Genomic DNA, 15732 nt, shown 5'->3' with positions numbered 1-15732 from the left:
ATGGGGCTGAACTCAAGAATTATATTTCATTTGATGGGATTACTGTTGCTATGCAACGGAGGCTTTATGTTATTGGCCGCTTTGGTCAGTGGCATCTATTCCGATGGTGCAACCTTGGATATCACCAGTGCGGCCATTACCACTCTTTTTATCGGCGTTTCGGCCATGTATTTTACTCGGGGACATAAAAAAGAGGTCAAACGAAAGGAAGGATATATCATCGTCACCTTCGGTTGGATTGTTATGTCGATTTCAGGAATGTTGCCGTACCTCTTTTCAGGAGCTATCCCTACCGTTACCAATGCTTTTTTCGAAACCGTGTCAGGCTATACAACCACTGGAGCATCTATTCTCGACGATATCGAAGCCTTGCCCGAAGGCATTCTCTTTTGGCGCAGCCTGACCCATTGGATCGGGGGTATGGGTATTATCGTTTTAGCCATCGCCATTTTACCGTTATTGGGTATTGGGGGAATGCAACTTTTTGCCGCGGAGGCACCCGGTCCGAGTGCGGATAAGCTACATCCGCGAATTACCGACACCGCTAAACGTCTTTGGCTTATTTATGTGGGGTACACAGCAGCCGAAACACTATTGCTAAAACTGGCAGGAATGTCTTTTTTCGATGCAATCAATCATTCTTTGGCAACATTATCCACTGGAGGTTTCTCCACCAAGAATTTGAGCTTGGCCTACTGGAACGACCAACCGCTGATACAATACATCGTAATCCTTTTTATGTTCTTGGCAGGCTCGAACTTTGTACTAAGTTATTTTGCGTTCAAAGGCAAAGTGCAACGCGTACTGAAAGATGAAGAGTTCAGATATTATACCGGTTTTATCTTATTTTTTGCGGTGGTTGCAGCTTTGGTAATCTATTTCAAGGCCGAGGTGCCCGTTACAGAATATCACCCAAAAGTTCTGGGTGATGGTGAAAGTTCATTTAGACATGCCCTATTTCAGGTAATTGCCGTAATTACGACCACAGGTTTTGTTACTGCCGACTTTACAAGCTGGACACCCTTTTTAACCATTTTCTTTTTTGGTCTTATGTTTTTAGGAGGCTCGGCCGGTTCGACCGCAGGGGGTATTAAAGTGATGCGCCACGTTCTGATTATCAAAAATGGGGTATTGGAATTCAAACGAACCTTGCATCCGAACGCTATTATACCGGTGCGGTATAACAACAAGACAGTTCAAGAACATATCGTTTACAATATCATAGGCTTCTTGATTTTGTATATGCTTCTTTTTATTACGGGGGCCTTGGTGCTTGGCGCATTAGGACTCGATTTTACCACGGCGATTGGTGGTGCCGCTTCTTCTTTAGGGAATGTAGGCCCTGCATTCGGTAGCCTGAACCCCTTGAGCAATTTTAATGGACTGCCGGCCTTGGGAAAATGGTGGTGTGGATTTTTAATGCTCGCTGGTAGGTTGGAGCTTTTTACCGTATTGATTTTATTAACGCCTTATTTTTGGAAAAGGACGTAACGCTCGTATAGATATGTAGTAGGGGTGCTTAAAAATAAAAATCGCACTACAAAATCAGTAGGGTTCATTATAAGCGCGAATAATATCTTAACTTAAAGCGGTCCTAATTCTAGAAATGGCCTCTCGAATCTCCTTCTCTGAAGCGGCATACGAAATACGAATACAATTGCCGTTACCGAAGGCATCCCCGGTTACTGTGGCAACATTGGCGGCTTCCAGAAGATACATGGCGAAATCTGAAGCATTATTGATTTTTGTTCCGTTAAAGGTCTTCCCGAAATAAGCGGTGACATCGGGGTAAACATAGAAGGCACCTTCCGGCTCATTACATTTGAACCCTTCGATATCGTTCAATAATCCCAAAATGATTTTTCTTCGCTCTTTGAATTCATCCACCATATAATGAATGCGTTCGGGAGATTCTATCAAAGCAGTAATTACGGCACGTTGCGCGATACAATTGGCCCCACTGGTCACTTGGCCTTGTAATTTGTTGCAGGCTCTTGCGATGTAAGCAGGAGCTCCGATGTAACCGATACGCCATCCGGTCATGGCGAAGGCTTTTGCTACTCCGTTTACGGTAACGGTTCGGTCGTACATATCTTCAAATTCCGCCATAGAGGCATGTGGGGTGACACCATAGTTAATGTGCTCATAGATTTCATCACTGACCACTACGATCTGCGGATGTTTTTGCAGCACATTGGCCAAAGCGCGAAGCTCGTCCTTGCTGTAAATTGAACCACTTGGGTTGCATGGGGAGCTATACCACAGCATTTTCGTTTTTGGAGTAATGGCCGCCTCCAACTGCTCGGCGGTCATTTTAAAATCGTTTTCAAGACTTGTTGGAACTTCCACCGGAACTCCATCGGCCAGCTTTACGATATCGGAATAACTAACCCAATAAGGGCAGGGTAGAATTACTTCATCGCCTTTGTTCAATACGACTTGCGCAACATTGTAAAGGGATTGTTTCGCTCCGGTAGAAACGACAATTTGTGTACGGTCGTAAGTAAGATTATTGTCCCTTTTGAACTTCGTGATGATGGCATCTTTAAGTTCGACATAACCGTCGACCGGGGTGTAGGAATTGTATCCGTCGTTTACGGCTTGAATTGCCGCATCTTTGATATAATCGGGAATGTCAAAATCGGGTTCTCCGAGGCTCAATCCGATGATGTCTTTTCCAGAAGCTCTTAGTTTGCGGGCCTTGGCGGCCATTTCTAGAGTGGCGGAAGGGGTTACACTATTGATTCTATCCGATAATTGGTTGCTCATTTTGAATCTAAAATTACTAGTACTGCAAACTTGGCTGTTTGCCCAATTCGCGTAGATGTTTGAAATGCGAAATTATAGCTTTTCTAGTAGTTTTATATTCGTTGTACGGCAAATTAAATTCCTTGGCCGTTTGTTTCACAATTTTTGAGATTTTTGTGTAATGTACATGGCTAATATTAGGGAAAATATGATGCTCTACCTGATGGTTCAAGCCTCCTGTAAACCAATTGACAATTTTGTTTTTGGTGCCAAAGTTTACGGTGGTAAATAATTGGTGTATCGCCCAAGTATTTTTCATGGTGCCCGTCTCATCGGGAAGGGGAGTTTCCGCTTCGTCTACAATATGTGCCAATTGAAAGACAACGCTCAAGATGACCCCTGCCACGTAGTGCATAACAAAAAAGCCTAATAACACTTTCCACCAAGCGATGTCTAAAAAAATCAAAGGCAGGACGATCCAAATAGTGATGTACAATATTTTGGTAATGACCAAGGTACTCCAGTTGATAACGGGATTGGGCAGTTTTCCATAGGACAACTTGCGCTTCATATAGCGGTACATTTGTTGAAAGTCGGTCGTAATAGCCCAATTGAAAGTCAAAAGACCGTATAGTAAAATGGAATAGAAATGCTGAAATTTATGATGTTTCTTCCATTCAGTATGTTTCGAAAAACGCAAGATGCGGCCCGCTTCCATATCCTCGTCATGCTCATGGATATTGGTGTACGTATGGTGCAGTACATTGTGCTGTACCTGCCAGTTGTATACATTACCGGCAAGAATGTAAATACTTCCACCCATAATCTTATTGATCCACTTTTTATTGGAATATGATCCGTGATTGCCATCGTGCATCACGTTCATGCCCACACCGGCCATGCCCACGCCCATGACAATGGTCAACAAAAGATTGGCCCAATTGGGAAGCCCCAAGGTCAGAATAAGAAAATAGGGTGTCAGAAATAAAGCGAACATCACGATAGTCTTCAAATGCAATCGCCAATTGCCCGTTTTCTTAAGCTTGTTTTCTTTGAAGTAGTCGTTGACCCTTTGGTTTAGGGTCTTAAAAAATTTAGCCGAATCTTTTCTTGAAAATCGAATGGTGTTTTGGTCCATAGGATGAAATCTTTGATTATGATAATGGCGAAAATGCGCCGTTTGGTTCGAATATCTCCCTAAATGGAAGTTCTTACGAGGGATGAATATACTATTTTTGTAAATAACAAATATACGCATGAAAGCCGAATTAATATTCCAATATTTTCCCAATTTATCCGAGCTTCAAAAAAGCCAATTTTTACAGTTGGAAGAGCTTTACAAAGATTGGAACCAAAAAATCAATGTAGTATCAAGAAAGGACATCGACGAACTTTATCTACGCCATGTATTACACTCTTTGGGAATCGCAAAAATTCAGCATTTCAAACCCGGAAGCTCGGTCTTGGATGTAGGAACCGGAGGGGGTTCCCAGGAATTCCGTTGGCAATTCTCTTTCCTGATACGCAGTTTACATTAGTGGATGCCATCAGAAAGAAAATTAAAGTAGTTCAAGAAGTGATCGATGGACTTGAATTGACCAATGTTACTGCCGTTCATGCCCGCGTAGAAGACATGCACGACCAATACGATTTCGTGGTCAGTAGGGCGGTAGCGGCTATGCCGACTTTCGTACGATGGATAAAAGGGCGAGTAAAAAAAGAATCCGTTCACGAACGGCGAAACGGAATTTTATATTTGAAAGGGGGTGATTTACAAGAAGAATTGGCCGAATATAAGACGGTACAGGTTTTCGAGCTTTCGGATTGTTTCAAAGAGGATTTTTTTGAAACCAAAAAAGTAGTCTACCTGCCAATGAAATTTAAGGGTTGAGCTAGATACTCAACATATGCAAATATGAATTGCGACATTTTTTTGCATAGGCCAGTACATAGTTCCGTACTCTTTTGATTAGCCCTGTTGAACTGTTTTTTTGTGTAGTGGTAAAGGTATTGGCCTTCATTTTTTCTGTCTTTTTAGCGTTTACTTTTCTTGAAGTTACGAATAATTTACAATTACTTAACGTTAAATTTACATTAAAATTGTGGTAAACAGTATCATATTTTTGATAATTACCTAAAAAACAGTGGTAAAAGGGATTGATTAGGCTTAGTGTTAACGGGCCCTATTCCGATTGACATTCAAAATTCAACGGAACGAAGATGTCGCTGTGATTTGTGAATTCTTCGAGGGTAAATTCTTTTCCGATTGCCCCTAAGAGCATTCCTTCGCAATCATATACTGATGGGGCGGTATTCGCTTTTGAATCACAATCGAGGTATAGAAAAACCGTTTTTCCGTCAAGCTCAGCTTGGGAAATATAATAGTACTTTGCATTTTCTGAAACGTCACGTTTTCGTAACGTAATTTCTGTCTTTAACCATTTCAGTTCCTCGGTAGGGTCTGTAACGCCGCAGATGGTGTTCTGTCCATCGTCATTGTCGGAACATGCGTATATGGCTAGCGAAGCCAGTATCAGTAGAATTATTCTTTTAAAGAATGATTGTTTTAGCATCATTTCTTTAGGGACTTTCCCGGAATTTTGGTTCCGTTTATTCGTGGTACAAAGATATTCATAAATTTAGTTTTCTAAACGATGGGCACTATACGGATGGTTACCATTTCGGGGCCAAGTTTCCCAGAGCCAAAATTGAATTTTTGAATCGGTATCATAATCCATAAAAAAACCTCCGAATGATATGGCATCGGAGGTTTCAAAATGAAATTTTAAATTCGTTCTTATTTGCTCCAAGGCGGTACGACACCATTGGATCTTGCATAGGCGATCAATTGCCCTTTATGCTCGCCATTGTGCTCCATGACGGCCAAAAGACCTCCGAGTTTGTTCATTTTGGCAAAACCGAAATCCACTTCTTCGTTAAATTGCTCGCTTTTGACCATAGCGACTTTTTCAAGTACGAATGCGTTCGATTGCTTTAAGACGGCAATGACGTTCTCTTTACCGGTTATCTTGCCCAGCCCCATAACATCTACATCTTCGGGTGGTGGAAAGCCCATTTTCGATGCCAAATAATAGTTTGCACCAGCAACGTGTAAAAGTGCTTCACGAACGGAATTTACGCCTTCCATTGGGCGCCAATCATATTGTTCCTCCGAAAAAGCTTCGGCCAACTGTACTACTTGCCCTTGATTGCCTGCCAATACACCCTGAATGGTGGATTGCGTTAAATTGTCTTGTGCATAGGTGGCAAAAGAGACCACGAATGCGAATGCTACTGCTAGTTTTTTCATTTTCACTTGTTTTAATTGATTGTGTTGTCCTTTCAATAAGGATTATAATAGAATTTGTAATGTAATGAAAATCAATATAATATTCTCAACTTTCAATAGCTTTTAACAGGTTTTCATCCCAAAAAAGGATACCTGTAATTTTCGGGCGTGACAAAAGTTTCCTTGATCAATCTAGGGAAACCCATCGCAACAGATTCTGCGCAGAGCCCGCCTTATCATTGGTTCCCGATGCCCTGGCACCACCAAAAGGCTGTTGCCCGACAACGGCACCGGTAGGTTTGTCATTGATGTAAAAGTTACCCGCACAATTCTGTAATACTTTGGTCGCTTCATCGATGGCATAGCGATCTTGCGAAAGCACGGCGCCGGTCAGCGCATATTCAGAGGTCGAATCAACCAATTTCAGGGTTTTTGACCAATCTTTGTCCTCATAAACATAGACAGTTACCACGGGGCCGAAAAGTTCTGTTTCCATGGTCGTGTAATGTGGGTCAGTGGTCAAAATAACGGTGGGTTCAATAAAATATCCCTTTCTTTTATCATATTTCCCGCCCGCAATAATTTCGGCATTTTTATCTTTTTCGGCCTGATCGATATATTTTGCCAATTTATCGAAAGACCCTTCGTGGATGACCGCCGTAATGAAGTTTGACATGTCTTCTGGGGATCCAGGTTTTTTGAACGAATTGATATCTTTTTTGACCAGGTCCAAAATTTCTTTGGAAGTTGACTTTGGTAAATATACACGCGACGCGGCACTACATTTTTGACCTTGAAATTCAAAAGCTCCACGGGTAATTGCTGTAGCCACTTGTTCCGGTTTTGCAGAAGGATGCGCAACGATAAAATCTTTTCCACCAGTCTCGCCTACGATTCTCGGATAGGTCTTATAATTGTGAATGTTATTGCCGATCTGTTTCCAGAGTTCTTTAAAGACGTGGGTGGAGCCCGTAAAATGGATTCCGGCAAAATCAGGACTGTCCAATATCGTTTTGGTAATCATAACGGGATCTCCATAAACCACATTGATAACACCATCGGGTAATCCAGCTTCCTTAAAAACATCCACTATGACCTTTGCGGAGAATATCTGACTATCGCTAGGTTTCCAAAGTACGACGTTCCCCATCATGGCGGCACTAGCGGGAAGGTTACCGGCAATGGCCGTAAAATTGAATGGAGTAATCGCATAGACGAATCCCTCCAACGGACGATATTCTACCCGGTTCCAAATGCCTTCTGCAGAATCGGGTTGTTCCTCATAGATCTGTGACATGTATTCCACATTGAACCGAAGAAAATCAATCAATTCACAAGCGGCATCGATTTCTGCCTGATGTATATTCTTCGATTGGGCGATCATGGTCGCCGCATTGATTTTAGCGCGATATGGACCTGCTATCAATTCCGCGGCTTTTAAGAAAATAGCGGCACGTTGCTCCCAAGTGAGATTAGCCCAGGCATCTCTAGAATCCAAACAATTTTTGATGGCCTTGGTGACATGTTTTTTTCGGCCAAATGATAGGTGCCGACAATGTGTTTATGATCATGCGGAGGCGACATCGGTTTGATGTTTCCTGTTTTGATTTCCTCGCTTCCGATGTAAAGCGGAACATCTACTTTGCCCTTAAAGTATGATTTGTATTGTTTGAGTACTTCGTCGCGCTCCGAAGAGCCTGGAGCATAACTTTTTATAGGTTCGTTATATGCCGTTGGAACTTGAAAAAAACCTTTTCCCATGAGTCGTAAACTTTGAAGTTAAAAATTAGACCGCAAAGGTAATCAATGGAAGGTAGAAGTACGAATTTAGAAATACGAAAATTCCCTCTGAAGGGTCATGTTAGTTTTTAGTTAAGCGCAAAAGGCGCACTAAACTTAAAGGTAGGAATGTAGACCCTGAACTTTTCGGTAGAACTAAAATTGACCATGTTATAATAGCCTTTCATCGCACCGATAGGAGAAGCCAAAAGACAGCCTGAATTATACGTATGTGATTCACCGGGTTTGATTACTGGCTTCTTTCCAATAACACCTTCGCCATCTAAGGTCTCCATTTCGTTAAGGGCATCATAGATGTCCCAATGGCGTGAAGTCAACTGCACGGAGTCTTTGCTTTGGTTCTCGATGGTAATCGTGTACCCGAACGCAAAATGCATTTTGTAGTTTTTGAAGAAAGTACCTTCAAAACTGGTCTGCACCGAAATCTTTATGCCTTTGGTTACTTGTGTAATCATAGTTTTGGTCTAAAAAGTAAAAATGTTTCCTGCGAAAAAAATCAACATTGAAAACATTGCCAATATAAAAAAAATCATATTCAAAAACACGTATTTAATACTTGTTTTGAATATGCCCTGTCCATAGAATCTTTTCATGCCTATAAACAGATAAATCAAAAACACTAAAAGAAAGAACCAACTACTGTCGATGTCAAAAATTGAATCTATCAAATAGCTAATAATGAGCAAGATAAACAACAATGAGGTATTGTGAAAGCTAAAGACCAGATGATCGGTATAATTGTATTTTTTTCTGATGTACGCCAGCCAAATGAAGAGCGCGAAGAGCGGCAAAAAGAAGAATATGGCAAAGGGCAGCCTTGAAATCGATGAGGTTATAAAGGCGCTGGGTTCCTTTTTCACCCTAGAAAAGCTTCGCGCTACATTGAAGGAGGCCTGGTTTTCGCGCGAATCGGGAATCTTGTATTTGGGTTTCAGATCTGTATACCCTACAATTTTTTCCTTGTCCAATAAGAGGCCGAAAAGTTCTCTTTTTTCAAAGAAACGTGTTAGAAAACCTTCTTGGGCAATGCTGTCATAATGTGCGTTTGGGTCGGCCAGCATAATCGAGTCCTTTCGGGCGATTGCATTTGCGATGAATCCCAGGTCGGGAACGGAATCCAGTATGGCTTGGACATCGGCGTCTTCATCTTTTACCGTTATATCTAAAATTCCTTCCTTGACCTTTATATCGTTTAGTTCATTGCCGTCCAGATTGATTCGGTCGAGGCCTGAAAAATCCCCGCCAACGGTCATCATTAAAAAGTAAATAATGGTCAAACTTAATAAAAACCGGAACGGATTGGTATAAGAGACCCGCTTGCCGTTGATGTAATCTCGGGTTATTTTTCCGGGCCGCCACAACATCACCGAGAGCGTATTGAACAATTTCGAGTCGTAGGAAATGATTGACGAAAAAAATTCGTCGAAAAAGTCTTTTAGGGATAATTTTTTAGTGCTATTGGCCTGTGAACAGTTCGGGCAGAATTTGTCGCTCATATCCAATGGATGGCCGCAGTTCGTGCATTCGGTACCCCGATATTGAAGTTTATAGCGCCCGGCTGATGGTATGGTCGGTTTGTTTGTCATTTGTATTTCAATAATACGAAATAAAAATGCTCCAAATGGTAATCTAATTCGTTTCCTCCTCCATGAGTAGAATTCGGGGAGGCCTAATTACTAATATTCCTGGAGTTTGCTGAACCTACGCCTATAATACTGTCGTAAAGGTCTCCAAAATTGCGATAATAGACCAAGATAAGATAGTTGTTCTCGGTAAAATGGAAGTTGCCTCCCACGGTATTAAGTTCGATATCGCCATTTTCCCGTTTTACCACATATTTATAGTTATAAAAACCTTGTTTCATTTTTATGGTGGCTTCCATCATACCGTTGTCTTCGTTATAGGTCATTCGGTTTACATTGGTAAGAACGTAATTATTGAACTTACCAAAAACAAAAACCTCATCGAGACCTAGTCGGTCGTCATATGGGAGACTAAAATGTACGTTGGTATATTCTGCTTCCCTTGAGATATCCTCCCCCTGTAGCGTTCGAACGACGAAGTCACCATTGATGTCCGGAAAATAAGTGTAAGGTTCACCAAAGCGATATCGGTCTGAAAACAGAAAATGATTATAGATATCACGCAATTCTATATGTGAAATGGCCGCGGTTGGGGCACGAAGGTCCTTTGTGTCGAAATTGAAGTATTCATTTCCTCCGAAAAAACTGGTTTCCTGATCATATTTGTAGACCAGTTCTTCCCCTAACGTGAACTGTGGCGGCACGTCAAAAATGGCCGTGGGCCAATAGTGGTTTTGCAAGATGGCTACCTTGACCTCTTTCTTTGGGTTGACCACTTGAAAATTCGCGGCGTTTATGCTGAATTGGACTACTTGCTTCTCATTGAGAAAATTAAAATCACGCGAACGCTTAACGGTGCCCCCGACACGAACCGCATCGGTATACACGACAAATCTCCGTGAAAATTGAAGCTCATAGCTGTCATTGTAAATTTCGATAAGATAATTTCCTGATACACGTAACGTAACATTGTCGTTGGGAATGGTCAGTCGGTAGTTGGAATAAGGTTGAAGGGTGTTATAGCTATTTCCGTAGTCGATGATCCTTTGATTGTCGACACCGCTTAGATATTGTGATTTCAATAGGGACGAAGGCGTCCAGTCATAGTCGCAGTGCACTATTTTGTAATAATAATCTTGCTCATTGGCCAAAATATCATCGAATTCCAAATAAATGGACTCTCCGATCTGCACGACGGGGAACTGGTCTTCCGTTGGTCCGCGAAAGATGATCGACTTGATATTCTCGGGTGCATTTACCTCTTCTTGAACTTGTGCAAAAAGAGAGGGCATCAATAGTAGAAAGAAGATCTGTTGAAGATTTTGGCGCATAAAACCGCTATTTTTTAGGCAAAGGTAAACAAAAAGCATACCGAACAAATTAACATCGTTATACTACCCAAATTTATGGGCAATAATTATGAAAACTATCGTTTAAGTACTATTTTTGCTCCAAATTTTGATAACCTAAGGTCTACAATAATATGTCTAAAGACATCCGGATTAAAAAGGGCTTGAACATCAATCTTGTCGGTGCCGCAGAGCAGACTACTTCAAAAGCCGTTTTAAGCAATGTTTACGCAATACATCTTAGCGATTTCCACGGAATAACTCCAAAAATGTTGGTCAAGGAAGGTGTAGAAATCAAAGCAGGCGAAGCACTTTTTTATAATAAAAATCGTGAGGACATGTTATTCGTTTCACCGGTCAGCGGTGAGCTTATTGAAATCGAAAGAGGTGCCAGAAGACGTATTTTGACCCTAAAAATACTAGCCGATAAAACACAGGACACCTTGGAGCATTCCAAGCTCGATCTTGAAAAGGCATCGGCCCATCAGGTAAAGGAATATTTGCTAAAAGGAGGATGTTGGCCATTCATTAAACAACGTCCCTACGATATAATAGCCGACCCCGATACGACCCCGAAAGCTATTTTTATTTCAGGATACAACACAGCACCTTTATCCGCCGATTTGGATTATGTGCTCCAAGGAAAGGAAAAAGAGCTGCAAGCCGCAATTTCAGCCTTAGGGAAGATGACTCCCGGTAAGGTACATGTTTCGGTGGGGAAATCGGCGAAATCGCCATTGACCGGCCTGAACGGAATAGAATTGCACAAAGTTGCAGGGCCACATCCTGCGGGGTTGGTCGGAACCCACATCAATAAAATAGACCCCATCAATAAAGGAGAATTGGTCTGGACGGTCAGTGCGCAAGATTTAGTGATCATAGGCGAATTTTTGTTGACCGGTACGTTCAATGCCGAGCGAATCGTCGCTCTGGCCGGATCATCGGTAAAACAACCTAAATATTATACGACGAAAATAGGAACCGAAATTTCGACCTTTTTGTATGCCAGTGGCGTAAACGGAGAAAATTTCCGGGTTATCAATGGGGATGTGCTTACCGGTCTTAAATCAAAACAAGATGGCCATCTCGGATACTACAACAATACGGTAACCTGTATTCCCGAAGGGGACGACTATGAGTTCTTCGGATGGAACAAACCCATTTTCAACAAAATTTCCGCTACTAGAGCCTTAACTTTTTCATGGCTGCAACCCAATAAAAAATATGACCTGACGACCAATACCAATGGCGAACACAGGGCATTTGTGGTAACCGGAATGTACGAAAAGGTATTCCCCATGGATATTTACCCGATGCAGCTTTTGAAGGCTTGTATGGTCAAAGACTTGGACGAAATGGAGCAGTTGGGGCTTTATGAAGTAGCTCCCGAGGATTTTTCACTAACGGAATTCGTTTGTGTCTCAAAACAGCCACATCAGCAGATTATTCGCGAGGGCCTTGATCTCTTGCAAAAAGAAATAGGATAATATGAGCGACAAAAGATTGACTTTTAAGAAAAGACTGCACATTATCAAGCATCATTATCGCGGCAAGAAAATGGCGCCCGCATTCAATGCGCTCCATACTTTTTTGTTTACGCCCGATGAGACTACGCACAATGGATCACACGTTCGTGCCGCAGATGACTTGAAGCGTACCATGAATACCGTCATTATGGCCTTGGTGCCCGTACTATTGTTCTCAATGTTCAATGCAGGCTATCAACATTATTCCGCGATCAACGGTTTTCCGCAAGACTTCTCCGTGATGGAGCATTTCTTGACATGGGACAATTTTTGGATTGGAATTGTAAAAGTTCTTCCGCTCGTTGTTGTTTCCTATGGAATAGGGCTTTTGGTGGAATTTATTTTCGCAGTGATTAAGGGCCATGAAGTTGAGGAAGGATATCTGGTCACTGGTATGTTGGTGCCATTGATCGTTCCTATCGACACACCACTTTGGATGTTGGCTGTTGCCGTTGTATTCGGTGTGGTTATTGGCAAAGAAGTATTTGGCGGTACAGGAATGAATATCCTAAACCCTGCCTTGACCATTCGCGCCTTTCTTTTCTTTGCCTATCCGACTTGGATGAGCGGTGATAAGGTTTGGGTACATGGCGCCGTAGAACGTGCACAAGAAATTGCCGACGGAGCCAATGTCGATGCGATTTCGGGAGAAACAGTTTTAGGCTTTTTAGCACAAAATAAGGGTGCGGAAATGTCCTATTCGATGTGGGACGCCTTTTGGGGTTTTATTCCCGGGTCGGTAGGTGAGACCCCGACCTTCTTGATTTTGTTGGGCGGACTCTTTTTAATCTTTAGTAAAATCGCCAGTTGGCGAATTATGGTAAGTGCCGTGCTGGGCTCTTTGGTGATGGGGCTGTTCTTCAACCAGGTCGTTGAATGGGGCTGGATTGGCGAAAGCAGTAGCTTTTATGGCCTGATGAGTTTTGATTTTTGGAAACATTTGCTTGTAGGCGGTTTGGCATTCGGTATCGTGTACATGGCGACAGACCCCGTGACCGGTGCGCAGACCAATCGTGGAAAATGGATCTATGGCTTCTTAATCGGTTTTATGTCAGTTATGATACGCGTGTTCAATCCGGCGTATCCTGAAGGGGTATTTTTGGCCATTCTTCTAATGAATGTATTCGCACCGACCATTGACCATTATGTAATCCGCGGCAACGTAAAAAGAAGAATGAAGCGTTTGAAGAATGCAACTTTACTTCCGAAAGATTCGGATCAAGAAGCAAAAGAACTTAAAGCAGAAACCGTTTAATTATGGCAATCGATACAGATAAAAACGTTTACACCGTCGTGTTCGCCGCTATTATGGTAGTGGTCGTTGGTTCTATTTTAGCCTTTTTGGCATCTGGGCTTCGCCCACAGATTCAAGAAAATGAAAGGTTCGAAAAACAGCAGAATATTCTTTACGCGATGGGCGTCAATAATAACGAAGGTGAGGGTAGTGTTGATTTTATCCCAACGGATAAAGTAGAGAGTGAATTTTCAAAATATATCAAGGAACAATTGGTTATTGACAATGGTAAGGCCGTTCCAAAGGAAGAGTCGTACCTGATTGATTTGAAAAAACAATTGGCTGCTAAAAAGAAAGGTCAAGACTACCAACTGCCGCTATTTGTAGGGGAAAAGGACGGAAAGAAATTTTACATTATGCCCATGTACGGCAAAGGCCTTTGGGACGCTATTTGGGGCTTTGTGTCAGTAGACGAGACCATGACCGTTCAAGGTGTATATTTTGACCATAAAGCGGAAACCCCCGGATTGGGTGCCAACATTAAAATGCGCTACTTTATGGATGATTTTTCAGGAGAAACCATTTTAAAGGGTACACAATATGCGGGTATCAAAGTAGCCAAGGGCAACAACGACCCTCTAAACAAAGTGAAGGATGACAACGAAGTCGATGCTTTGGCCGGCGCGACAATTACCGGTAATGGTGTGTCGGCGATGATTAAAGAGACCGTCAATCTATATAAACCTTATTTAGAAACCATTAGAACACAGTAAATATGGCATTACTCTCAAAAAAAGATACCAGTCTTATTCTGGATCCCTTGGCGGATAACAACCCGATTACGATACAGGTACTGGGTATATGTTCCGCCCTCGCGATTACAGCTGAATTGAAAGCTTCTTTGGTTATGGCACTTGCGGTCGTTTTTGTCCTCGGGCTGGGTAATGTCGTGATTTCGCTGATGCGTAATATCATTCCATCCAAAATACGGATCATCGTACAGTTGATTGTTGTCGCCGCATTGGTCATTATTGTGGATCAGGTATTGAAGGCCTATCAGTACGAACTAAGTAAAACATTGGCCGTATTTGTCGGACTGATCATTACCAACTGCATCATTATGGGTCGCTTTGAGGCATTTGCCTTGGCCAACGGTCCTTGGCGTTCGTTCCTTGACGGCATCGGAAATGCGCTTGGTTACGGAGTGATATTGATTATCGTTGGATTCTTTAGGGAATTGCTTGGCTCAGGAACATTATTTGGAATTCCGGTTTTGGGAGACCCCATTGCAAAAACCGGACTCTATGCTACAGGATATGAAAATAACGGATTTATGATCATTCCACCTGCAGCGCTAATTGTTGTTGGGATAATTATCTGGGTACAGCGCTCTAGAAATCCTGCATTGGTAGAAGAGAACTAATAAAAAATTTAAGCCTGACGGTATGTTGGAACATATAGAATTATTTTTTAAATCCATTTTCATTGACAATATGGTATTTGCCGTATTCTTGGGAATGTGCTCTTATTTGGCCGTGTCGAAAAAAGTGGCAACCGCGGTAGGTTTAGGGGCCGCCGTTATCTTCGTACTTGCCGTTACCGTACCATTGAACTGGTTGCTCGACAAATACTTATTACAAGATGGCGCCCTGGCCTGGCTGGGACCCGAATATGCGGACTACAATTTGAGCTTTTTATCGTTCATCCTATTCATTGCGACTATCGCTACTATGGTACAGTTAGTTGAAATTGTAGTTGAGAAGTTTTCACCATCACTATATAACTCATTGGGTATTTTTCTCCCTTTGATAGCGGTGAACTGTGCTATTTTAGGAGGCTCGCTTTTTATGCAGGCCAGAGAAATTGAAACTCTAGGCTTGGCTTTCAATTATGGAGTTAGCTCAGGAATTGGATGGTTTTTGGCAATTTTGGCAATTGCCGCCATTCGTGAGAAAATAAGATATTCGAATGTTCCTCCCCCGCTACGTGGATTGGGAATTACCTTCATTATCACAGGATTGATGGGAATAGGCTTTCAGAGCTTTGGTGGCATGTTGACGGGTGGTGATGATGCACCAGCGGAGGAGACCACTTCTGCCAAGATTATCGAACAGAAAGAAACTGACGAAAAAGTTGCCGACAAGGTCGATGAAGAAATTGACGAAAAAGAGATCTCATATAACGACGCGATAAAAGAATGAAT

The 15732-nt window shown here is 42.2% G+C and carries 13 protein-coding genes and 2 pseudogenes; 7 read left to right on the top strand and 8 right to left on the bottom strand.

The features are described 5' to 3' along the window. A complete protein-coding gene (locus N8A86_RS03560) occupies positions 1-1491 on the top strand; it encodes a TrkH family potassium uptake protein (RefSeq protein ID WP_273569013.1) in 1491 nt (496 codons plus the stop codon). Positions 1492-1578: 87 nt separating this feature from the next. Here N8A86_RS03560 and N8A86_RS03555 read toward each other — a convergent pair whose 3' ends face one another. Further along, on the bottom strand, positions 1579-2769 hold the full coding sequence (locus N8A86_RS03555; RefSeq protein WP_273567824.1) for a pyridoxal phosphate-dependent aminotransferase: 1191 nt from the start codon (positions 2767-2769) through the stop codon (positions 1579-1581). Between the two features lie 16 nt (positions 2770-2785). Further along, the gene (locus N8A86_RS03550; protein ID WP_273567823.1) at positions 2786-3886 is read right to left on the bottom strand and encodes a fatty acid desaturase family protein; all 1101 of its coding nucleotides are present in this window, start codon (positions 3884-3886) and stop codon (positions 2786-2788) included. Positions 3887-4004: 118 nt separating this feature from the next. On the opposite strand from N8A86_RS03550, the pseudogene rsmG reads away from it, so the two are divergent. Beyond that, positions 4005-4639 (top strand): annotated as a pseudogene (gene rsmG, locus N8A86_RS03545) (16S rRNA (guanine(527)-N(7))-methyltransferase RsmG). Positions 4640-4931: 292 nt separating this feature from the next. Here rsmG and N8A86_RS03540 read toward each other — a convergent pair. The 6 genes and pseudogenes from N8A86_RS03540 to N8A86_RS03515 form a co-directional block, all read right to left on the bottom strand. Further along, positions 4932-5324, bottom strand: coding sequence for a hypothetical protein (locus N8A86_RS03540; RefSeq protein ID WP_273567822.1), 393 nt, complete (start codon positions 5322-5324; stop codon positions 4932-4934). A 221-nt stretch (positions 5325-5545) separates the two neighbouring features. Then, a complete protein-coding gene (locus N8A86_RS03535) occupies positions 5546-6058 on the bottom strand; it encodes a DinB family protein (protein WP_273567821.1) in 513 nt (170 codons plus the stop codon). Positions 6059-6171: 113 nt separating this feature from the next. Further along, positions 6172-7798, bottom strand: a pseudogene (gene pruA, locus N8A86_RS03530) (L-glutamate gamma-semialdehyde dehydrogenase). Positions 7799-7905: 107 nt separating this feature from the next. Beyond that, positions 7906-8292, bottom strand: coding sequence for a Co2+/Mg2+ efflux protein ApaG (gene apaG, locus N8A86_RS03525; protein WP_273567820.1), 387 nt, complete (start codon positions 8290-8292; stop codon positions 7906-7908). A gap of 9 nt (positions 8293-8301) precedes the next feature. Next, a complete protein-coding gene (locus tag N8A86_RS03520; RefSeq protein WP_273567819.1) occupies positions 8302-9423 on the bottom strand; it encodes a DUF3667 domain-containing protein in 1122 nt (373 codons plus the stop codon). 83 nt (positions 9424-9506) lie between these two features. Continuing rightward, positions 9507-10751, bottom strand: coding sequence for a type IX secretion system plug protein (locus N8A86_RS03515; RefSeq protein WP_273567818.1), 1245 nt, complete (start codon positions 10749-10751; stop codon positions 9507-9509). Between the two features lie 152 nt (positions 10752-10903). On the opposite strand from N8A86_RS03515, the gene N8A86_RS03510 reads away from it, so the two are divergent. The 5 genes from N8A86_RS03510 to nqrE are packed head-to-tail and all read left to right on the top strand — an operon-like array spanning position 10904 to position 15730. Then, positions 10904-12256 (top strand): Na(+)-translocating NADH-quinone reductase subunit A, encoded by a 1353-nt coding sequence (locus N8A86_RS03510; RefSeq protein WP_273567817.1) that lies wholly within the window; start codon positions 10904-10906, stop codon positions 12254-12256. Between the two features lies 1 nt (position 12257). After that, positions 12258-13550, top strand: coding sequence for an NADH:ubiquinone reductase (Na(+)-transporting) subunit B (locus N8A86_RS03505; protein ID WP_273567816.1), 1293 nt, complete (start codon positions 12258-12260; stop codon positions 13548-13550). Between the two features lie 2 nt (positions 13551-13552). Continuing rightward, on the top strand, positions 13553-14302 hold the full coding sequence (locus N8A86_RS03500; protein WP_273567815.1) for a Na(+)-translocating NADH-quinone reductase subunit C: 750 nt from the start codon (positions 13553-13555) through the stop codon (positions 14300-14302). 2 nt (positions 14303-14304) lie between these two features. Beyond that, on the top strand, positions 14305-14952 hold the full coding sequence (locus tag N8A86_RS03495; protein WP_273567814.1) for an NADH:ubiquinone reductase (Na(+)-transporting) subunit D: 648 nt from the start codon (positions 14305-14307) through the stop codon (positions 14950-14952). 22 nt (positions 14953-14974) lie between these two features. Continuing rightward, positions 14975-15730, top strand: a complete 756-nt coding sequence (gene nqrE / locus N8A86_RS03490; protein WP_273567813.1) for an NADH:ubiquinone reductase (Na(+)-transporting) subunit E — start codon at positions 14975-14977, stop codon at positions 15728-15730. Positions 15731-15732 lie beyond the last annotated feature (2 nt).

It is taken from the genome of Maribacter halichondriae (assembly GCF_027474825.1).
GTDB classification, from domain to species: Bacteria; Bacteroidota; Bacteroidia; order Flavobacteriales; family Flavobacteriaceae; genus Meishania; species Meishania halichondriae.
The sequence above is the reverse complement of the archived record's forward strand: the minus strand, read 5'-3'. Positions and strand labels throughout refer to the sequence as shown.